Here is a 19,906-nt window from a genome sequence, read left to right as displayed (position 1 = left end):
GAGTATCTGGATTTGGTTAACCACAAGTTGTTTTAGGTGTAATTGATTTTGGGAACGGAAGGCAGGCATATATTTATGCCTGCTTTTTTGTATTAAAATGAACATAGATATTAATTTTTTTGTAAATATGGAACAATGTCATTACTTACAATGTCTATTAAGCGTTGAAACATTTTTTATTTAATAAATTAAGAAAGGAATAATGATTTTTAATTAAGGGAGAAGATTGAATTGAAAAAATTATGGATGCTGTTTTTCATTTGTTTCGCAGTTATGTTGGTAGGATGTAATAAAAACGAACCGCCAAAACAAGCATTTGAAGAATATATTAATTTATGGAATGATAAAAAGTTTGCAAATATGTATGATCATTTATCAGATCATGCCAAAAAATCGATTTCTAAAAAAGAATTCACAGAAAAATATCAAAAAATCTATGAGGGGATTGGAGCTAATAATTTAAAAGTTAAAATGAAAGGAGAGAATACGAAAGATAAAGAGCTTTTTCTTTTTGAAGTTAAGATGGATACGGATGTAGGACCAGTTTCATTCATCCATGAAACAAAACTTGTGAAAGATAAAGAGTCTTGGAAAATAGATTGGACACCAGACTTCATCTTCCCAGGTATGAAAAAAGATTACAAAGTACGTATGCAAATAGAGCAAGGAAAACGCGGAGAAATATATGATCGAAATGGAAAAGGGCTTGCAACGAATGGTAAAGCAACTGAGGTTGGAATTATTCCAGAGAAACTAGGCGAAACAGCAGTGCAAACGAAAGAAATAGTAGCACAATTACTTGATATGTCTATAGAAGAGGTCGAACAAAAACTCACAGCAAAATGGATAAAACGAGACTCCTTTGTACCAATTGGTATTTTAAAAGAGGGAACCAGACAGAATGATTATATTGAATTAGAAGGAGTTTCATCTCGCACAGTAAATATTCGTACGTATCCATTAGGTGAAGCAGCGGCACACTTAACTGGATATATAGGAAAGGTGAATGCGGAGGAGTTAAAATCACTTCAAAAACAAGGTTATCAAGCAGATGATTTAGTAGGTAAGACCGGTTTAGAGAAAGTGTTAGAAAATAAATTGCGTGGTGAAAAGGGTGGACGCGTATTTATAGAAGATGAGAATGGGAAAGAGATTAAAAACGTAGCAAAAAAAGAAGCAAAAGAAGGAGAAAATATTACGTTAACAATTGATGCTGCAATTCAAGAAAAAATCTTTAATGAGATGAAAACTGAAGCAGGGTCTAGTGCAGCGATTAATCCTAAAACAGGTGAAACAATCGCACTTGTAAGTAGCCCTGCTTATAATCCAAATATAATAGTTAGAGGAGCATCGAAAGCCCAACGAGAAGCATGGAGTAACGACTCGAAACTACCAATGACGAATCGCTTTACACAAGCAATTGTACCAGGTTCCGTATTTAAAACGATCACAGGTGCAATTGGTTTGGAAACAAACACAATAAATCCGAAGGAAGAATTTAAAATTCAAGGATTGAAGTGGACAAAAGATTCATCTTGGGGAAATTACTATGTAACGCGTGTGAAGGATGCAAGTCCAATTGATTTTGATAAGGCAATGAAGTACTCTGATAATATTTATTTTGCTCAACAAGCTTTGAAAATAGGAAAAGATCAGTATGTAAATGAACTGAAGAAATACGGTTTTCATGAAAAATTACCAATCGAATACGAATTTCCTATTTCAATCATTGCAAGAGATGGGATAAGAAACGATATCCAACTAGCAGACACAGGCTATGGACAAGGACAAGTATTAATGACACCACTTCATTTAGCATTAACATATGCACCGATTGTGAATGAAGGGAATATTCCGTCGCCACATCTTTTAAAAGAAGCAAAAGTAGCGGGGAATTGGAAAGAAAATGTGGTTTCTAAAAAGAATCAAGACATATTAAAGAGTGCATTAATCAAAGTCATTAATGACCCTGATGGCGCAGGGAGAATTGCAAAGGTTGATGGTGTTACGCTTGCTGGTAAAACTGGTACAGCAGAACTGAAAGAGTCGAAAGAAGCAGAAGGAAAAGAACTGGGATGGTTCGCAGCTTTCGATGCAAATGCGCCAGACATGATTGTTACCATGATGATTGAAGATGTAAAAGGAAGAGGAGGAAGTAACGTTCCAGGTGAAAAAGTAAAACATGTATTTCAGAATTAATACTTAATTATAAGGTGAATTTTTTGACTACATTTATTACATGTTTGCTTAACTCAAAGGTATAAATTGGGGGGAATATAGAGCAATTAAATTTCAAAAAAGCATTCTTTCTAATCGAGAATGCTTTTTTGCTGCGACTCTAGAAAGTTAATACCTTATCTTAATTTTCATTTCTGAAAAGTTGGCATTGCTAATGGTAAATAGAAAGAGTATAGCAAGTTGAAATGGACAAGTGGAGTGTTACGTTAAATTCAAAAAACAGATTTTCATGAGTAGAATTTTATCATTGTATGCTTTACTTGTTTTTTAGTAGTATTATTCTGCTTGAAAAAAGATAAACAATGGAACAAATGAAACTTGTATCTTGTCTATATATTGAAACCATAATAAAAGTGAGGGTAGTTTTACGTTTATTCAAATAAGTTTGAGGTGTGGAAATGGAACAGACGTTTATTGAAAAGTATAATCATGATGAGCTGGACGATGTTATAAAAGACTATTGGCAAGATGTATGGAATTATTCATTTATTATTACGAAAGATCCACACTTATCAGATGATATTACGCAAGATGTATTTATAAAGGTATTTAAAAATTGGAATTCATTTCGAAAGGAGTCATCTATTAAAACGTGGATATTAAAAATCACAAGAAATACGGCAATAAACTATTTGAAATCATCTTATTTTAAAAGAATATCTTTAATAGGTTTTTTTAGTGACGATAAGCAATCCCAGTCGGCAGAACAAGAATTTTTTAAGCAAGAAGAAATGAATGATGTGTGGAAAGTTGTATTAAAGCTACCTAAAAAGCACCGTGAAATAATCATATTGGATGCAAAATATGAATTATCTTATGAAGAAATGGCTGAAACGTTAGGAGTATCCATTGGAACTGTAAAATCGAGATTAAGTAGAGCGAGAAGTAAGGTTTCAAAATTAATAGGGGAGGGTAGTAGTGATGAACAATAAACAAAATCCTGACTGGTATAGAAAAATAAAAAAAGGCCCAATGGAGAATCGTAAAGATGAAGAAGAATTTATTTCTAAAATAAAGCAGTCTATATACGAAAATAATGAAGTGGATTTTGTAAAACATAAAAGACCATTTCGTAAAAAAGCATTACCTATTGTAGTTGTTTTAGTTTGTACAATGTTATTTTTCATTGTTCAACAACCTTGGCTTGATGATAATAAATCACCAGTACAAAGTAGTACACAAATTAAGCCTAAAACAAAAGATGAGTCTGCTCAAGATCCATCATTAAAACAATTTATGAATGAACTATATCAAAGTACGAACTCAAAAAATGAAAATGACCTGTACAAAGCGTTAAATGATGAAGTTCTATTTAAAGGGAAGAGTTATAAGAAGGATGAACTGAAGTTTGATGAAGATATTTTTCATGAGTTGCAAGTCGCCCTTACAATGGGGGGAGAGTTTGCAAATGATACAAAGCAAGTATATAAAGTACCAAGTGGATTGACGGAAAGTAACCAACCAAAGCAAGCACATTTTATATATGCAACTGTTACTGGAAATAAAACAAAAATTTTAGCAGAACCAAAGCGAGAATCACAAGTTTTATATGAAGTATCTAATGAAATGGTAAAAGCTTGGATTCCAGAAAAAGTGCAGAATGATGGATATATAAAAATATCGACAATTAACGGTAATACTGGATATGTACAGAAAGAGTACGTTTTAACTGATATTAAATATTCATTTATGTTCGAAAAGAATAATGAAGGTATATGGAAAATAATAAATATAGATTCTATATGGTAAAAGAGGAAGGTTCACTTTAATGAACCTTCCTCTTTGTTTTTATTCTCTTTTTGAAGAGTATTCCAGTACTCTAAAATTTCTGATGTAACGAGAGCGGCAATGTTTTTTTCGGAATTACTGCCAGGAATAACGACAGAAATAGCAATTTGTGGATCTTCAGTAGGAGCATATGCAATGAAAAGAGAATGATTTATCATTCTTTCTTGCTCATTTGGAAAACCTGTAATACCTGTTTTACCTGCGACGTCAAAGGGCAACTTTTTAATTTCCTCTATATTTTGACTCATTCCACCTTGCACGACACTCCAAAAGTTCATCGGGTAACGATTTGAACTTTCTAAAATGGGTTTAAACTTTTTTGTTTCCTTACCATCTTGACCAATAATCGCACTTACGATTTGAGGTTTATATTTATCACCTTTACTTGCCAATGTTGCTGCATATTGAGCGAGTTGAAGAGGAGTATGCACTTCATTTCCTCCCCAAGAGGCATTTAATAAAGCAGAAATCCCATTTTCAAATTTATTAGATGGATGGAATTCATATTGTCCGTCTTCTTCAAAGGGCAAATCAATCCCGGTTTTAGAACGTAGGCCGAATTGCATTAAATAATCTGTCCATATATGTGCCACTTTTTCTATATTTCCATTATTCTGGTTGAATAAGGGCAGAGCTACTTTTGCTGTCATAAATGTGTTAGATGAATTAATGATAGCCTGCCTCGGGGTAATCTCACCTGTTGGTGTTCCAGGTGCATTCGTAATGTTATTTTGATTATCATACTGAAAAGTACCTTTATCTAAATAAGTATCTTCGGGTTGAAAAAGTTTTTCGTTTAATCCAATTAAAATAGTAAGTGGTTTTATAGTAGAAGCCATATTTACATAAGATTCACCATACTTTAATTTTTGAATCGCTTTATTTTGCGAAAGAGATTTAATATTTTCTTTTCGAGAAGATACATGTGTATTTAATATATTTGGATCAAAAACTGCCGAGTTGACCATAGTTAAAATTGCGCCAGTTTTTGCATCGCTCACTACAGCATAACCAGCTTTAGCATCAGGTGTTTTCTTAATTTGCGATCTTAATGCTTCTTCTGCCTTTTGCTGCAACTCAGAGTCTAAAGCTAGCCGTACATCTTTTCCTTTTTGTACTTTTTGAATGTTCCATAAGAACTTTTTATTTTTCAATTTAAAAATAAGAGTTTTACCTGGTTTTCCTTTTAAATCATTTTCATATTGCAGCTCAATCCCGCTTTTTCCAACAGCCATATGCTTTGAATTAAGGGCATTTTCTACATACCCAATTACCTGTGAACCAATTTCGTGTTTAGGATAATATCGAATCCATTCATCTTTAATTATTACATTATTGGGTTTGTTTTTGTTTATGAATGCAAGTTCATTCTCAGTTATATCAGAGTATAACGGTATACCATTCATAGTCTGCTTTTTACAAGATTGTTGTAATTGAGATTTTATGTTCTCTGTAGAAATATCATGTTGAAACTCGCTTGAAAATTGATTGAAAAAAGCTAATGTGCTTGATGTATCTTGTTTCGATAGCTTTTCATCATTAGAAGTGCAATATAGAGACTTAACTTTCTTATTTGTAGCTAGTATTGCACCATTTTGATCAAAAATCTTTCCTCTTTCAGCTGAAGAAGTTGCGATAGTAATTGAAATGAAGTTGATTTTTAATAAAATTAGTAAAATCAAACCTACAATAGAAAGAACCGCAAATAATCTCCATCTTTTTGTATGTAACATATAACCCTCCCTTATGTAGCCTACTTCATCTTATATTTAATTATTTTTTTTGTAAATGTGGAACAACTGTATTGTTTAGGTTGTCTATTAAGTATTACAGCATGAGAAAGGAATAATTAGCATGAAAATTTACTAGCAAGTTTATATGTAAGTTTAATAAGAGTCATTATACAGTTTAGCACTTCTAATGCAAGTGGCAAAAAATAGAGAGAAAACAAGAAGGGAGAGTTATTAATTCCGTAGCTAAACGAAAAGGAATGGTTGCTTACAAGGATTAAGCAAAAAATTGAGGCGATATTTATAACCGATTATCGGTATCTAATATATAAGGAATGCTTTTAGTATTTGTAGCAATTCCTGAAAGGATTAAATGGAGGATTTATGAAAGAACAAAAAGGCAAGAAGCAGAAGACATATATATCTATTCGATTAAATATAATGTTCCTTTGCATATTTGTACTATTCTCAGCTATTATTATGCAGCTAGGAAAGGTACAAATCGTTGAGGGAGAGGCTTATAAGAACCAAGTGGAAAGTAGTCAAAATGCAATAACTAGTATTCCAGTTCCACGTGGACAAATTTTAGATCGAGAAGGGAAAACAGTTGTTAATAATAAATCTCTTCGCACAATTACGTATACAAGGATGAAGGGAATTACGAGTGAAGATATTTTAAAAACAGCAAAAGACTTGGCGAAAGTACTTGAAATGCCTGAACAAGATATAAATAAATTAACAGATATCGATAAAAAAGATTTTTGGATGCAGTTGAATTCGAAACGTGCGGAGACAAAGATTACTAAGAAAGATATAGAAAAGTTTAAAGAAAAGGGTATAGAGGGAAAAGAGTTAGATAAAAAAATAGAAGACTTAAGACGAGGTCGTGTTACAGAGGTAGAATTAGCAGAATTAACAGCACAAGATTTAAAGGTGTTAGCTATTAAAAGTAAAATGAGTTCAGGTTATCAACTAACACCACAAATCATTAAAAAAGATGTAACAGATGAAGAGTATGCGCGCATAAGCGAAAATCTTGCGAATTTTCCAGGAGTAGATGCAACTGTTGATTGGGAACGTAATTATGTAAACGGTAATTTATTTCGTTCTGTATTAGGAAATATTACGAGTAGTGAAGAAGGATTACCGAAAGAAAATTTAGATTCTTATTTAGTACGTGGATATAACCGTAATGATCGTGTTGGAAAAAGTTATATTGAACAACGATATGAAGATGTATTACACGGCACAAAAGAAGAAGTAAAAAATATTACTGATAAATCAGGAAACATTGTTAGCACAGAAATAATCTCTAAAGGAAAAAGTGGTAATAGTTTAACATTAACGATTGATATGGAATTACAAAAGAAAGTGGAAGAAAGTATAGAGAAAAACTTGAGAGCTTTTAAGAGTTCAGAGCCACTGCTCGATCGAGCTTTTGTTGTCATGACGAATCCAAATAACGGACAAATTTTATCAATGGCAGGCAAAAAGATTGTAGAAAAAGAAGGGAAAATAGAGGTTGAGGATTTGGCATTAGGAAACATGACAACTTCGTATGAGCTAGGGTCAGCTGTAAAAGGTGCTACTTTATTAACTGGATATGAGACAGGGGCAATACATCCAGGAGATCAATTTTATGACGCGCCGATGAAATTTAAAGGTACACAAGCTAAGAAATCGTGGAATGTATCCGGATTTGGTAATATTAATGATTTACGGGCTTTACAAGTATCTTCGAATGTATACATGTTCCAGACAGCTTTAAAAATTGCGGGAGTTAATTACGTACCAAATGGCTCATTGGATATTAAACAAGGAGCATTTGATACGATGCGCTATTATTTCAAGCAATTTGGTTTAGGTGTCCCAACAGGTATTGATTTACCGAATGAAATAATTGGACAAACGAGAAAAGTAGATAGTCAACCTGGGTTTTTACTAGATTTTTCTATCGGTCAGTATGATACGTATACGCCGTTGCAATTAGCGCAATATATTTCAACGATTGCGAATGGTGGTTATAGAATGCAACCTCAAATTGTACAAGAAATACGAGAACAATCAATAAAAGAAGAGGTTGGCAAAGTTATACGTTCCATAGAGCCTGTGGTATTAAATCGAATTGATATGAAGAAAGAACATATTGATCGGATAAAAGAAGGGTTTAGATGGGTATTCCAAGAAGGTGATGGAACTGGCGTGAAATATTTCAAAAACGCGCCATATAAACCAGCAGGAAAGACAGGAACAGCCCAAACTGTATATGGTGGAGATGACCCGATTGGTAGAAATGCAAAAGGAGAACGTATGGAATGTTACAACTTAACGTTAGTTGGATATGCTCCATATGATAATCCAGAAGTAGCATTTTCCGTAGTAGTTCCATGGCTTCATGATGATAAAAATGGAATTAATTCTATAATTGGAAAGGAAGTATTAGATGTATACTTTGATTTAAAACAGCAACGTATACATGGTGAATCTACTAGTACAGGTAGTTCTAAGCAAAATTAGAGTAATTTTCTCAGGGAAAGAACCTGTTCATATAAAGCCATTTATAAGTAAAAAAATGAAATGTGAAATAAGAGATAGCGGCGATCATAGCTACTATCTCTTATTTTGTTAATAACTCTCATACTAGCTATAAAATTTTTTTCAGTTTATGGAACAAATTTGGTTCGGTGATTGTCTATTATGTGTACGTATAAAAAGGTGCTAAAAATTTGGAAGGAATGATGATTTTGAAAAATAAGAGGATGCTAAAAATAGGAATATGCGTTGGTATATTAGGTTTAAGTATTACAAGTCTAGAAGCTTTTACAGGAGGGGCACTGCAAGTTGAAGCGAAAGAAAAGACTGGACAAGTGAAACATAAAAATCAGGCGACGCATAAAGAGTTCTCTCAACTTGAGAAAAAATTTGATGCTCGATTAGGTGTATATGCGATTGATACTGGTACAAATCAAACAATCTCTTATCGATCTAACGAAAGATTTGCCTTCGCATCAACCTACAAGGCTTTAGCCGCAGGAGTATTACTACAGCAAAACTCAATTGATACATTAAATGAAGTAATCACATTTACGAAAGAAGACTTAGTGGATTATTCACCTGTTACAGAGAAACATGTAGATACTGGAATGAAACTAGGAGAAATTGCTGAGGCTGCTGTTCGTTCAAGTGATAATACTGCAGGGAACATTTTATTTAATAAAATAGGCGGACCTAAAGGATATGAAAAAGCGCTTAGAAAGATGGGGGATCGGGTTACTATGTCTGATCGCTTTGAAACAGAATTAAACGAAGCTATTCCAGGAGACATTCGTGACACTAGTACAGCGAAAGCAATTGCTACGAATCTTAAAGCTTTTACGGTCGGAAATGCACTTCCAGCTGAAAAACGTAAAATTCTTACAGAGTGGATGAAAGGAAATGCTACAGGAGACAAACTTATTCGTGCAGGCGTACCAACTGACTGGGTAGTTGGAGATAAATCAGGTGCTGGCAGTTACGGGACAAGAAATGATATTGCTATCGTTTGGCCTCCAAATAGAGCACCAATTATCATCGCAATTTTATCTAGTAAAGATGAGAAAGAGGCAACTTATGATAATCAACTCATTGCAGAGGCAACTAAAGTTATAGTTAAGGCTCTTAGGTAATAGTATTTTAGTTTTCGCATTTTTAACATGAAAGTATTAAAAGTATAAAGTTAGAAAACGACTCTTTTCGTGTGATAAGAGTCGTTTTTGTATTCTTATTATTAAAAAGGTAAAAGTAAAAATATAACGAATATATATGACATATCTCATATGAAATTTCATGTACTGTATTATTTTATTAATTTAAATAAATTTCAAGAAAGTATAATATAATTCAGTTAGCATATAGAAGTGTTTGATGAGAATGTAAAGGAGAAAATATGAAAAAGAAGATTAATAGAATTGTAATGATTATTTGTATATTAGTAGGTTTTACAATCTTTTTATATTTACAGAATAATTTAATAAGTATAACTGAGATTAAAATAACCTCTAGTAAAATACCATCCTCTTTTAAAGGGTATAAAATTCTACAAATTTCAGACTTACACAATAAAAAATTTGGTGATAATCAAGATGTGTTAATTCAAAAAATGAAAAGTATAGACCCAGATATTATTGCAATTACGGGTGATTTAATTGACAGTAAATCATACGATGCAGAAGTTAGTATGCAATTAATACGAGAAATGGTAAAGAAGTATCCTGTATATTTTGTGACAGGAAACCATGAACAATGGTCTGGAAAGTATAACAGTTTAGAAAAAGAGTTGAAGAAATATGGTGTCAATGTTTTAAGGAATGAACATGTAGGCATTCGAAAGGGTGAGCAAGAGATAAACTTGCTAGGTATTGATGATCCAGAGTTTGGTACTGGAAACCGTGATGAAGGAAATATTATAATAGATGAAATTAAAAAAGCAAAAATTGAAATGCAGTCAGATAGATATAATGTATTATTATCCCACAGGCCTGAATTTATAAAGGAATATACGAATGAGCGGTTGGATTTGGTTTTATCAGGACATGCTCATGGAGGGCAAGTTAGATTGCCATTTATCGGAGGATTAGTTGCGCCAAATCAAGGTGTTTTACCTAAATATACAGCGGGTTTATATGTAGAACAAAATACATCAATGGTAGTGAGTAGAGGATTAGGAAATAGTATCATTCCGCAAAGGATTTTGAATAGGCCAGAAATTGTAGTCGTGCAGCTAAATTAAGCTGTACGATTTTTTTTATACAAAAATGAGTAAAGGGGCTTTCTGTATTTTGCAGGAGTAAACATTACAATTTTGTTAAAAATTTTCTACGTTACATAAAGTAACAAAATTTGACCCTCAGTGTTTGTTATAGTGTAAATAATCAAAAAATTTAAAATTTGTCGAGTGAAAATTGTGATAAGTAATTCATATAAAAAACTTAAAGGGGTGTACACATGCATAAAGAATATGAAATTGAAGAATACACGGCGATTGAGGAACAAATCCATTATTATTGTAAATGTTTATTAGTAAGTCATCCTGATCAAATAATAAAGTATTTAGAAAAAAGGTTAGAAAAATATGCAGAAACATTACAATATGCACATTTATATCCTGAAACAGTTATTTTACCGTTACAGCAATTAGTTATCGAATATTCTTTAGACGTTGCTAGAATTCGGAAGTATATGAATTTAAAAACGTAAAGTGAAATTTATAGTTTAAATGAAACAGAGTCGACTTTAGGAAATGAAATGCTAATGTCGACTCTGTTTCATTGTTTAATATCGGTGATTGAACATACATACTAATCAACGAAGTTTGACATATAATTAAGCAAGAGTAAAATAAAAGTGAGTACTCACTCATTTTTATTGGAAAAGGAGGATGAAACGTGCAACAACCTTCAATTATTTTACGGACTGTATCAAAAAGTTTTGGAAAAAAAGAAGTGTTACACAATCTTTCATTGCAAGTTGAAAAAGCAGAGATTTTTGGTTTTGTTGGACCTTCTGGATCGGGGAAAACAACGCTCATTAAAATGATTGCAGGTATTAATGAGGCAACGAAAGGTGAAGTGCTTGTTAATAATACTAATATGCCTAATTTAAATGAAATGAAACGAATTGGTTATATGGCCCAGGCGGATGCATTATATGAAGAATTGTCAGCATATGAAAATGCAGATTTTATAGCAACGATGTATGGATTAAAGGGAAAAAGTAAAAAGACAAGAATTGCAGAGGTTTTTGAACTTGTACAATTGTCACAGTATATGAAAAAGCAAGTACAACAATTTTCAGGTGGAATGAAAAAACGCTTATCATTAGCAATAGCACTCCTCCATGAACCAGAAATATTAATTTTAGATGAGCCTACAGTGGGGATAGATCCACTTCTTAGGAAAACGATTTGGGAAAAATTTTATGATCTTAAAAAGAAAGGCACAACGATTATTGTAACGACGCACATTATGGATGAAGCTGAATTTTGTGAGCGTCTAGGATTAATTAGAGAAGGGAAACTAGTTGCGGTTGGAACAACTGAAGAATTGAAAAAACGCGTGTCATCTGGACGGATTGAAGATGTCTTTTTGTTGGAAGAGGTGGTGTCATCATGAGAGTTACTGGTGTAATCATTCGTATTATTCGCCAATTTTTTCGAGATAAGCGTTCGTTAGCGATGATGTTTGGGGCACCAATGTTATTACTTTGGCTATTATCGCTAGTGTTTACACAAAAAGACTATATACCGCAAATTGCTGTTGTTGATATGCCCGCTCAAATAATAAAAGTGATGAAAAATCAAGAAGCGTCAATTTATGAATACAGTAAAGAAAACGCGATTTCTGAGTTAGAAAAACAAAAGGTAGATGCAATACTTCGAATAGAGAATGGAAAAATGAAACTTCTGTTGGAAGGTAGTGATTCGTCAAAAAATCGTGCTGTACTTCAAGTATTGCAAAAAAGCACAGAGAAGAATGATGTATCGATTATGAAACCTGAAGTAAATTTTTTACATGGCTCTAAAGACTTTACGATGTTTGATGGGCTTGGTCCTGTATTAATTGGTTTCTTTACATTTTTCTTTGTATTTATATTATCAGGTGTATCTTTCGTAAGAGAACGTTTAAGTGGTACGCTAGAAAGGTTATTATCCACCCCAGTAAGAAGATGGGAAATAGTCGCAGGTTATATTATTGGTTTTGGAATCTTTGCCTTTATACAATCCATAATTATCGTAAGTTTTTCCGTTTATATTTTAGATTTATACGTAGCTGGCTCTATATGGCTAACGCTACTTATTACATGTATGCTCTCTTTAACAGCACTAACATTAGGTACGTTTTTATCGGCATACGCAAATAATGAGTTTCAAATGATTCAATTTATACCGCTTGTTATTGTGCCACAAATCTTCTTTTCTGGATTGTTTCCAATGGAATCTATGAACAAGTGGCTACAAATGTTAGGGAAAGTATTTCCACTCACATACGGCGCTGACGCAATGAGACAAGTGATGATTCGGAATCAAGGGTTTACAGAGATTGCATTAGATCTTACTGTATTATTACTTTTTTCAATATTATTTGCAGTAGGAAATGTATTTGCTTTAAAGAAACATCGCAAAATATAATAATGACAAAAAGGAGCTTTATAAATGCAGAAGGATTGGCTGGAGGAATTAATAGCTGCAACTAATACGGATAAAAAAAATGAACGTCAAATGCGAATATTAGAGGCGGCTGTTGATATGTTTGGAGAAAAAGGATACGCTTCAACTTCAACAAGTGAAATTGCAAAACGGGCTGGTGTAGCGGAAGGAACAATCTTCCGCTACTATAAGACGAAAAAAGATTTATTACTAGCGGTCGTAATGCCAACTTTAACTAAGTTCGCTGCACCATTTTTCGTACAAACCTTTGCAAAAGAAATATTTAAATCGGAGTATGAATCATATGAAAGACTTTTAAGGGTTGTAATTCATAATAGGTTTAAATTTGCTCAAAAACACTTTCCTATGATAAAAATATTAATTCAAGAGGTGCCATTCCAACCAGAACTGAAAAATGAAATACAGCAATTAGTAGAAACAGAACTGTTTTCACATTTCAAAAAGTTGATTGTGAAATTTCAAGAAGTAGGGGAAATTATTGAGATACCACCATCTTCCGTACTACGTCTTACTTTATCAGCTGTATTAGGTTTATTATTAACACGATTTTTATTATTGCCTGAAGAAAAATGGAATGATGAAGCGGAAATTGAAAATACGATTCAATTTATATTGTATGGATTAACTCCACGATTTTAATCGTTGAAGTGTGAATTACATACATTACTTTTAAGTAAAAATAAATCGCCTTTAAAAAGGCGATTTATTTTCATTATATATTTTTGATAAATAAGTACTTGTTTACTAAAAACATTCTAAATCAGCGTGTTTCTTTGTCTCTTTTTCTAAGACCTAATAATCCTGCTAGTCCTAATAAACCAAGCCAAGCCCAATTATTATTTTTATCACGATTATCATTTAAATCATTTGTTGTATTTACATTTCGAGTTCTTACATCATTATTAACTCTGTCTAAGTTATTGTCATTTACTCGAGTTGAAATATCAGTGTTATTAACTCTATTCATATTATTTCCATCGTATTCAGCTTGCGTAGATGTACCTAAAAACATAATAGATAGTGCTAAAACACTTAAAATAGATGATAATTTCTTTTTCATAACAATCCCTCCTTTCTTAATCATTAATTTCTCCGAAGCAAGTGTGTATTATTCATTTCACAATATCTAAACCCTCATTAATAAGGCGCACATTTATAGAAAATAGAGTTGAATGATTGTTAATATATCATTGGATATATATTTCTCATAAAAATAAATGAATCAAACTTTGCTTAAAATGTTAATCTTAGTACAATTTATATTATACGGGCTAGCACTAAGGAGGTAATAAGATGCGACAATTTGCAAAACCAACAATCGTCGTAAGTAAATGTTTAGAATTTGATGCTTGTCGTTATAATGGAGAGATGATTCCAGATGTAACAATACGAAATTTGCAGCCATTTGTTACATTTATACCTGTTTGTCCAGAAGTCGAGATTGGATTGGGGACTCCTCGTGAAACGATACGAATTGTAGAAGAAAATGGTGAGAATAGACTTGTGCAACCGTCGACACGAGAAGATGTAACTGAAAAAATGGAGCAGTTTTCAAATGACTTTTTACAAACGATACCGGATGTGGATGGTTTTATTTTAAAGAATCGTTCACCAAGTTGTGGTACGCGTGATGTGAAAATTTATTCTGGTTTTGAAAAAGCGCCAGCAAAGGGAAAAGGATCGGGCTTATTTGGCGGAGCAGTAGTAAAAAAATTTTCGCATCTTCCTATTGAAGAGGAAGGCAGATTGTCGAATTTTATTATTAGAGAGCATTTCTTTACAAGGCTATTTACAATCGCATATTACAAAATGATTAAACATAGTAAAAATATAAAAGACCTTGTATCGTTTCAGTCGGACAATAAATATTTATTTATGGCATATAATCAGGTGAAACAAAAGGAATTAGGGCGTATAATTGCAAATCAAAAAAATGAAAAGATTGAAGTGGTATTTGAAAACTATGAGAAGACTTTATATGAATTATTTATGCGTGCGCCCCGTTATACATCGAATGTAAATGTATGCGAGCACATTTTTGGATATTTTAAAACAAAGCTAAAAAAACAAGAAAAAGATCATTTTATAGAACTGTTACAAAAGTATGCAGAAAAGAAAATACCACTTAGTAGTTTACTTACAATTTTAAAATCATGGGCCATTCGATTTGATGAAAAGTATTTATTAAGACAAACGTATTTCGAACCATACCCTGAAGCATTAGTAGAAATTTCGGATTCGGGAAAAGGTAGAGATTATTAAACAATAAATTACATAATTCGACACAAAATCTCCTATGTTGTTGTAGAACAATGTAGGAATTTTTTTGTGCATTAGTACAGAATCTGTTTTAAAATTAAGTTATGACAGAATTGTAGCAATTGTCTAACTAATATTCCTGTCTTTTAAGTTGTTATGTTTGTAGTAGAAACTCGCACGCTGTCGAAACTCAATATTCGATAAGGGGTGTGTAGCGGAATGGAATTTACTCTAACTCGCGAAAAACAAATGATTAAAGAAATGGTACGTGACTTTGCTGAAAAGGAAATCGCACCGAAAGCTGTATATTATGACAAAACTGCAGAGTTTCCATATGAAACATTTCAAAAAATGGGCGAACTAGGATTATTAGGCATCCCATTCCCAGAAGAGTATGGAGGTTCAGGTGGCGATACGGTATCGTATGCGTTAGCAGTTGAAGAAATTGGTCGCGCTTGTGGTGGCACCGGTTTAAGCTATGCTGCAACAATTTCATTAGGTGCTTCTCCAATTTATTATTTCGGTACAGAAGAACAAAAACAAAAGTATTTAGTTCCAATGGCGTCAGGTAAAACATTAGGTGCCTTCGGATTAACGGAGCCGAATGCTGGATCAGATGCAGGTGGTACTCAAACGAAAGCGGTATTAGATGGTGATGAGTATGTAATCAGTGGTGAGAAGTGTTGGATTACAAACGCAGAGTATGCAAATACAATTATTGTAACCGCTGTCAACGGTATTGAAGAGAATGGTAGAAAACGTATTTCTGCATTTATCGTGCCTACTACGAGTGAAGGATTAACGATTTCAAGTCCTTACGATAAGATGGGTGTTCGTGCTTCTAATACTTGTGAAATCGTACTTGATGGTGTTCGTGTACCGAAAGAAAATATTCTTGGTGATGTAAATAAAGGTTTTAAACAATTTTTATATACACTTGATGGAGGGCGTATTTCAATCGCAGCATTGGCAGTTGGTATTGCGCAATCAGCCTTTGAACGTGCATTGCAATATGCGAAAGAACGTCAACAATTTGGAAAGTCAATCTCTAATTTCCAAGCGATTCAATTTAAATTAGCTGATATGGCGACTGAAGTAGAGTTAGCTCGTAATTTAGTACATAAAGCAGCTTGGTTAAAAGATAACGATAAACCTTTCGGCAAAGAAGCGGCAATGGCAAAACTATTTGCATCGGAAGCGGCAAGCCGTATTGCTAATCATGCAGTACAGATTCATGGTGGATATGGCTATATGCGTGAATATGAAGTTGAACGACATATTCGTGATGCGAAACTATTAGAAATTGGTGAAGGAACTTCTGAAATTCAACGTCTCGTAATTGCTAGACATTTAGGATGTAGATAAAAGGGAGGAATCACTATGTTTCAAAAAATATTAATTGCGAATCGCGGGGAAATCGCTGTTCGTATTATGAAAACTTGTCAAAAACTTGGTATTCGCACTGTTGCTATTTATTCTGAAGCAGATGAAAATGCCCTTCATGTGAAAATGGCAAATGAAGCTTACTTAGTAGGTGGACCGCGTGTTCAAGAAAGCTATTTAAACCTTGAAAAAATTATTGAAATAGCTAAGAAGACAAATGCAGAAGCAATTCATCCGGGTTATGGTTTATTATCAGAGAATCCGTCTTTTCCGGTTCGCTGCAAAGAAGAAGGAATCGTATTTATCGGTCCTTCAGAAGAAATCATTACGAAGATGGGAAGTAAAATTGAATCACGTATCGCAATGCAAGCAGCAGATGTCCCAGTAGTCCCAGGTATTACTACAAATATTGAAACTGCTGAAGAAGCAATTGAAATTGCAAAACAAATTGGTTATCCATTAATGCTTAAGGCATCCGCAGGCGGCGGAGGCATTGGAATGCAGTTGATGGAAACTGAGCAAACGCTCACCAAAGCGTTTGAAAGTAATAAAACAAGAGCGCAAAACTTCTTCGGTAACGGAGAAATGTATTTAGAGCGATATATAGCAGATGCGCATCATATTGAAATTCAGCTTTTAGCAGATACACATGGTAACACAGTGTATTTATGGGAGCGTGAATGTTCGGTACAGCGCCGAAATCAAAAAGTAATCGAAGAAGCACCTTCACCATTTTTAGATGAAGGTACACGAAAGGCGATGGGAGAAGTTGCTGTACAAGCTGCAAAAGCACTTGGCTATACAAATGCAGGTACAGTTGAGTTTCTTGTAGATGATCAGAAAAATTTCTATTTCTTAGAAATGAATACGAGATTACAAGTAGAGCATCCAGTGACAGAAGAAATTACGGGATTAGACCTTGTAGAACAGCAACTCCTTATCGCAAGTGGAGAGAAACTATCATTTACTCAGGATGATGTAAAACGTAGTGGTCATGCCATTGAAGCTCGTATTTATGCAGAGGATCCGAAAACATTCTTCCCATCACCTGGGAAAATTACAGATTTAACATTACCGTCAAATGTACGGGTTGATCACTTCTTAGAAAATCATGTAACGATTACACCTTTCTATGATCCAATGATTGCGAAAGTCATTGCACATGGCGAGACTCGTGAAGAAGCAATTTCGAAATTACATGATGCTCTAGAAGAATTAAAAGTAGAAGGTATTAAAACGAACACGCCAATGCTACTGCAAGTTTTGGAAGACGAAGTGTTCAAAGAGGGTATTTATACAACGGGTTTTGTAACGAAACAACTCGTTAAAAAATAAGATTTAACAATATTAAGGGGGAAAAATGATGACGAAAGTATACGCATCGATGGCAGGAAACGTTTGGAAGATTGTTGTAGGAGTAGGAGATACAGTAGAGGAAGAGCAGGATGTCGTCATTTTAGAATCTATGAAAATGGAAATTCCAATCATTTCAGAAGAAGCTGGCACAGTTATGAAAATTAATGTGCAAGAAGGCGATTTTGTAAATGAAGGAGATGTATTATTAGAAATTGAATAGGGAGATATAGGGGGAAGCGAATTGAAACTACCTAATTTTGCTGTCATTAAAGAAGTCGGGCCACGTGATGGCTTACAAAATGAAAAAAAGATTGTTGGCACAAAAGATAAAGTAAAATGGATTCAACTACTTACAGAAGCAGGATTGTCGTATGTTGAAGTTTCCTCATTCGTTCACCCAAAATGGGTCCCTGCATTAGCAGATGCAAATGATGTATTTTCTGAGCTGAAAAGGGATCCAAATGTTACATATGCTGCGCTTGTTCCGAATCAAAATGGTTTGGAACGAGCTTTTTTGCAAAATGTAGATGAGGTGAATGTTTTTTTATCAGCAAGTGAATCTCATAATAAAAGTAATATTAATAAATCGATTAAAGAAGCGTTAGTTGTAATCGCAGATATAACAAAACAGGCATTATTCGAAGGGAAAAAGGTAAGAGGCTATGTTTCTACTGTATTTGGATGTCCTTATGAAGGGGATATAAGTGTCACAGCAGTTGACGAATTATGTAATCAACTATTTTCATACGGCATTTATGAAGTTTCTCTTGGGGATACAATCGGTGTAGCGAATCCATTACAAGTAGAACAAGTATTAGAACATCTATTAAAGAAGTATGATGCTTCGCAGTTTGCCATGCATTTTCATAATACGTATGGAATGGCTCTAGCAAATGTAGTTAAATCATTAGAATACGGTATTACAACATTTGATAGTTCTTGTGGTGGACTCGGGGGCTGCCCTTATGCACCAGGAGCATCAGGTAATGTTGCTACTGATGACCTAGTACATATGCTCCATAAATTAGGAGTTCAAACGAATATAGACGAAGAAAAGTTATTGCGAGCTAGTCAATTTATTCAAAGTAAGCTAAATATCCAATTACCGAGTCATGTGTATAGAGCGCTTCAACATAAAACGATAAGTAGGTGAGAAGATGCTACAATTACAAAACATTTCAGTTGATTATGTAACACCTCACGTTGTAAAGATTTCGTTATATCGTGAAAGACAAGCAAACTCATTATCTTTAGCGTTATTAGAAGAGTTACAAAACATATTAACTCAAATAAGTGAAGAGTCCAATACGCGTGTAGTTATTCTAACAGGTGCTGGTGAAAAAGCATTTTGTGCTGGTGCTGATTTAAAAGAACGTGCTGGTATGAATGAGGAACAAGTTCGCCATGCTGTTAGTATGATTCGCACGACTATGGAGATGGTTGAACAATTACCACAGCCAGTTATTGCTGCTATAAATGGAATCGCACTTGGTGGTGGTACGGAATTAAGTTTAGCTTGTGATTTTAGAATTGCTGCTGAATCTGCAAGTCTTGGTCTTACTGAAACGACACTTGCAATTATACCAGGAGCGGGTGGTACACAGCGCTTACCGAGATTAATTGGTGTTGGTAGAGCAAAAGAATTAATTTATACAGGTAGACGTATTTCAGCGCAAGAAGCAAAAGAATATGGTTTAGTAGAATTTGTTGTACCAGCTAATTTACTTGAAGAGAAAGCGATTGAAATAGCAGAGAAAATTGCTAGTAATGGACCTATTGCTGTTCGATTAGCAAAAGAGGCAATTTCAAATGGTATTCAAGTTGATTTACATACCGGATTACAAATGGAAAAACAAGCGTATGAAGGTGTAATCCATACGAAAGATAGATTAGAAGGATTACAAGCATTCAAGGAAAAACGCACACCAACGTATAAGGGGGAGTAAAT

Annotated in this window: 18 protein-coding genes; 16 read left to right on the top strand and 2 right to left on the bottom strand. The window is 33.8% G+C overall.

Annotation, left to right across the window (positions count from 1 at the left end; translation table 11 throughout):
• Positions 1-231 precede the first annotated feature (231 nt).
• The 3 genes from ACTFP3_RS22025 (at position 232) to ACTFP3_RS22015 (ending at position 3,987) form a co-directional block, all read left to right on the top strand.
• On the top strand, positions 232-2,199 hold the full coding sequence (locus ACTFP3_RS22025; RefSeq protein WP_440011273.1) for a penicillin-binding transpeptidase domain-containing protein: 1,968 nt from the start codon (positions 232-234) through the stop codon (positions 2,197-2,199).
• A gap of 437 nt (positions 2,200-2,636) precedes the next feature.
• Positions 2,637-3,170 (top strand): RNA polymerase sigma factor, encoded by a 534-nt coding sequence (locus tag ACTFP3_RS22020; protein ID WP_000438340.1) that lies wholly within the window; start codon positions 2,637-2,639, stop codon positions 3,168-3,170.
• Positions 3,160-3,987 carry an SH3 domain-containing protein gene (locus tag ACTFP3_RS22015; RefSeq protein ID WP_033696287.1) on the top strand — a complete coding sequence of 276 codons (828 nt, stop codon included), beginning with the start codon at positions 3,160-3,162 and terminating at the stop codon, positions 3,985-3,987. The genes ACTFP3_RS22020 and ACTFP3_RS22015 overlap by 11 nt, the downstream gene beginning before the upstream one ends.
• Before the next feature lie 11 nt (positions 3,988-3,998).
• Here the strand turns inward: ACTFP3_RS22015 and ACTFP3_RS22010 are convergent, their stop codons facing one another.
• A complete protein-coding gene (locus tag ACTFP3_RS22010) occupies positions 3,999-5,759 on the bottom strand; it encodes a peptidoglycan D,D-transpeptidase FtsI family protein (protein ID WP_025709596.1) in 1,761 nt (586 codons plus the stop codon).
• A gap of 381 nt (positions 5,760-6,140) precedes the next feature.
• Between ACTFP3_RS22010 and ACTFP3_RS22005 the strand changes: the two genes are divergently transcribed.
• The 7 genes from ACTFP3_RS22005 (at position 6,141) to ACTFP3_RS21975 (ending at position 13,599) form a co-directional block, all read left to right on the top strand.
• Positions 6,141-8,273 carry a peptidoglycan D,D-transpeptidase FtsI family protein gene (locus tag ACTFP3_RS22005; RefSeq protein ID WP_440011271.1) on the top strand — a complete coding sequence of 711 codons (2,133 nt, stop codon included), beginning with the start codon at positions 6,141-6,143 and terminating at the stop codon, positions 8,271-8,273.
• A gap of 221 nt (positions 8,274-8,494) precedes the next feature.
• Positions 8,495-9,421, top strand: a complete 927-nt coding sequence (gene bla, locus ACTFP3_RS22000; protein WP_440011335.1) for a class A beta-lactamase Bla1 — start codon at positions 8,495-8,497, stop codon at positions 9,419-9,421.
• 260 nt (positions 9,422-9,681) lie between these two features.
• The gene (locus ACTFP3_RS21995) at positions 9,682-10,524 is read left to right on the top strand and encodes a metallophosphoesterase (protein WP_069604103.1); all 843 of its coding nucleotides are present in this window, start codon (positions 9,682-9,684) and stop codon (positions 10,522-10,524) included.
• Between the two features lie 215 nt (positions 10,525-10,739).
• A complete protein-coding gene (locus ACTFP3_RS21990; RefSeq protein ID WP_340942817.1) occupies positions 10,740-10,991 on the top strand; it encodes a hypothetical protein in 252 nt (83 codons plus the stop codon).
• A gap of 188 nt (positions 10,992-11,179) precedes the next feature.
• Entirely contained in the window at positions 11,180-11,905 is a 726-nt protein-coding gene (locus ACTFP3_RS21985) for an ABC transporter ATP-binding protein (protein WP_001187075.1), read from the top strand.
• Entirely contained in the window at positions 11,902-12,921 is a 1,020-nt protein-coding gene (locus tag ACTFP3_RS21980; protein ID WP_440011269.1) for an ABC transporter permease, read from the top strand. Before ACTFP3_RS21985 ends, ACTFP3_RS21980 begins: the two co-directional genes overlap by 4 nt.
• A gap of 24 nt (positions 12,922-12,945) precedes the next feature.
• Complete coding sequence (locus ACTFP3_RS21975; protein ID WP_044306561.1) at positions 12,946-13,599, top strand: TetR/AcrR family transcriptional regulator; 654 nt, start codon at positions 12,946-12,948, stop codon at positions 13,597-13,599.
• A 121-nt stretch (positions 13,600-13,720) separates the two neighbouring features.
• Here ACTFP3_RS21975 and ACTFP3_RS21970 read toward each other — a convergent pair whose 3' ends face one another.
• Positions 13,721-14,020: a WGxxGxxG family protein gene (locus ACTFP3_RS21970; protein WP_000728156.1), complete on the bottom strand. Its 300-nt coding sequence runs from the start codon at positions 14,018-14,020 to the stop codon at positions 13,721-13,723.
• A 233-nt stretch (positions 14,021-14,253) separates the two neighbouring features.
• On the opposite strand from ACTFP3_RS21970, the gene ACTFP3_RS21965 reads away from it, so the two are divergent.
• From ACTFP3_RS21965 to ACTFP3_RS21940, 6 genes are all read left to right on the top strand, one after another.
• Positions 14,254-15,222 carry a YbgA family protein gene (locus ACTFP3_RS21965; RefSeq protein WP_044306560.1) on the top strand — a complete coding sequence of 323 codons (969 nt, stop codon included), beginning with the start codon at positions 14,254-14,256 and terminating at the stop codon, positions 15,220-15,222.
• 216 nt (positions 15,223-15,438) lie between these two features.
• Positions 15,439-16,584: an acyl-CoA dehydrogenase gene (locus tag ACTFP3_RS21960; RefSeq protein WP_149215697.1), complete on the top strand. Its 1,146-nt coding sequence runs from the start codon at positions 15,439-15,441 to the stop codon at positions 16,582-16,584.
• Between the two features lie 15 nt (positions 16,585-16,599).
• Entirely contained in the window at positions 16,600-17,937 is a 1,338-nt protein-coding gene (locus ACTFP3_RS21955) for an acetyl-CoA carboxylase biotin carboxylase subunit (RefSeq protein ID WP_440011266.1), read from the top strand.
• 25 nt (positions 17,938-17,962) lie between these two features.
• The gene (locus ACTFP3_RS21950) at positions 17,963-18,178 is read left to right on the top strand and encodes an acetyl-CoA carboxylase biotin carboxyl carrier protein subunit (protein ID WP_001987345.1); all 216 of its coding nucleotides are present in this window, start codon (positions 17,963-17,965) and stop codon (positions 18,176-18,178) included.
• Positions 18,179-18,199: 21 nt separating this feature from the next.
• The gene (gene mvaB / locus ACTFP3_RS21945) at positions 18,200-19,111 is read left to right on the top strand and encodes a hydroxymethylglutaryl-CoA lyase (protein WP_006928511.1); all 912 of its coding nucleotides are present in this window, start codon (positions 18,200-18,202) and stop codon (positions 19,109-19,111) included.
• 4 nt (positions 19,112-19,115) lie between these two features.
• Positions 19,116-19,904 carry an enoyl-CoA hydratase gene (locus ACTFP3_RS21940; RefSeq protein ID WP_000939818.1) on the top strand — a complete coding sequence of 263 codons (789 nt, stop codon included), beginning with the start codon at positions 19,116-19,118 and terminating at the stop codon, positions 19,902-19,904.
• Positions 19,905-19,906: the final 2 nt, after the last annotated feature.

The organism is Bacillus cereus group sp. MYBK5-2 (assembly GCF_051915685.1).
In the GTDB taxonomy this organism is placed as follows: domain Bacteria; phylum Bacillota; class Bacilli; order Bacillales; family Bacillaceae_G; genus Bacillus_A; species Bacillus_A cereus.
Note: the sequence above shows the minus strand (reverse complement) of the source record. Positions and strands in the feature narration are given on the sequence as shown.

Excerpts from the sequence above, each read along its gene's own strand:
- ACTFP3_RS22020 (WP_000438340.1), top strand. The coding sequence starts at position 2,637 with ATGGAACAGACGTTTATTGAAAAGTATAATCATGATGAGCTGGACGAT.
- ACTFP3_RS22015 (WP_033696287.1), top strand. The coding sequence starts at position 3,160 with ATGAACAATAAACAAAATCCTGACTGGTATAGAAAAATAAAAAAAGGC.
- ACTFP3_RS22010 (WP_025709596.1), bottom strand. The coding sequence starts at position 5,759 with ATGTTACATACAAAAAGATGGAGATTATTTGCGGTTCTTTCTATTGTA.
- ACTFP3_RS22005 (WP_440011271.1), top strand. The coding sequence starts at position 6,141 with ATGAAAGAACAAAAAGGCAAGAAGCAGAAGACATATATATCTATTCGA.
- bla (WP_440011335.1), top strand. The coding sequence starts at position 8,495 with ATGATTTTGAAAAATAAGAGGATGCTAAAAATAGGAATATGCGTTGGT.
- ACTFP3_RS21995 (WP_069604103.1), top strand. The coding sequence starts at position 9,682 with ATGAAAAAGAAGATTAATAGAATTGTAATGATTATTTGTATATTAGTA.
- ACTFP3_RS21990 (WP_340942817.1), top strand. The coding sequence starts at position 10,740 with ATGCATAAAGAATATGAAATTGAAGAATACACGGCGATTGAGGAACAA.
- ACTFP3_RS21980 (WP_440011269.1), top strand. The coding sequence starts at position 11,902 with ATGAGAGTTACTGGTGTAATCATTCGTATTATTCGCCAATTTTTTCGA.
- ACTFP3_RS21975 (WP_044306561.1), top strand. The coding sequence starts at position 12,946 with ATGCAGAAGGATTGGCTGGAGGAATTAATAGCTGCAACTAATACGGAT.
- ACTFP3_RS21970 (WP_000728156.1), bottom strand. The coding sequence starts at position 14,020 with ATGAAAAAGAAATTATCATCTATTTTAAGTGTTTTAGCACTATCTATT.
- ACTFP3_RS21965 (WP_044306560.1), top strand. The coding sequence starts at position 14,254 with ATGCGACAATTTGCAAAACCAACAATCGTCGTAAGTAAATGTTTAGAA.
- ACTFP3_RS21960 (WP_149215697.1), top strand. The coding sequence starts at position 15,439 with ATGGAATTTACTCTAACTCGCGAAAAACAAATGATTAAAGAAATGGTA.
- ACTFP3_RS21955 (WP_440011266.1), top strand. The coding sequence starts at position 16,600 with ATGTTTCAAAAAATATTAATTGCGAATCGCGGGGAAATCGCTGTTCGT.
- ACTFP3_RS21950 (WP_001987345.1), top strand. The coding sequence starts at position 17,963 with ATGATGACGAAAGTATACGCATCGATGGCAGGAAACGTTTGGAAGATT.
- ACTFP3_RS21940 (WP_000939818.1), top strand. The coding sequence starts at position 19,116 with ATGCTACAATTACAAAACATTTCAGTTGATTATGTAACACCTCACGTT.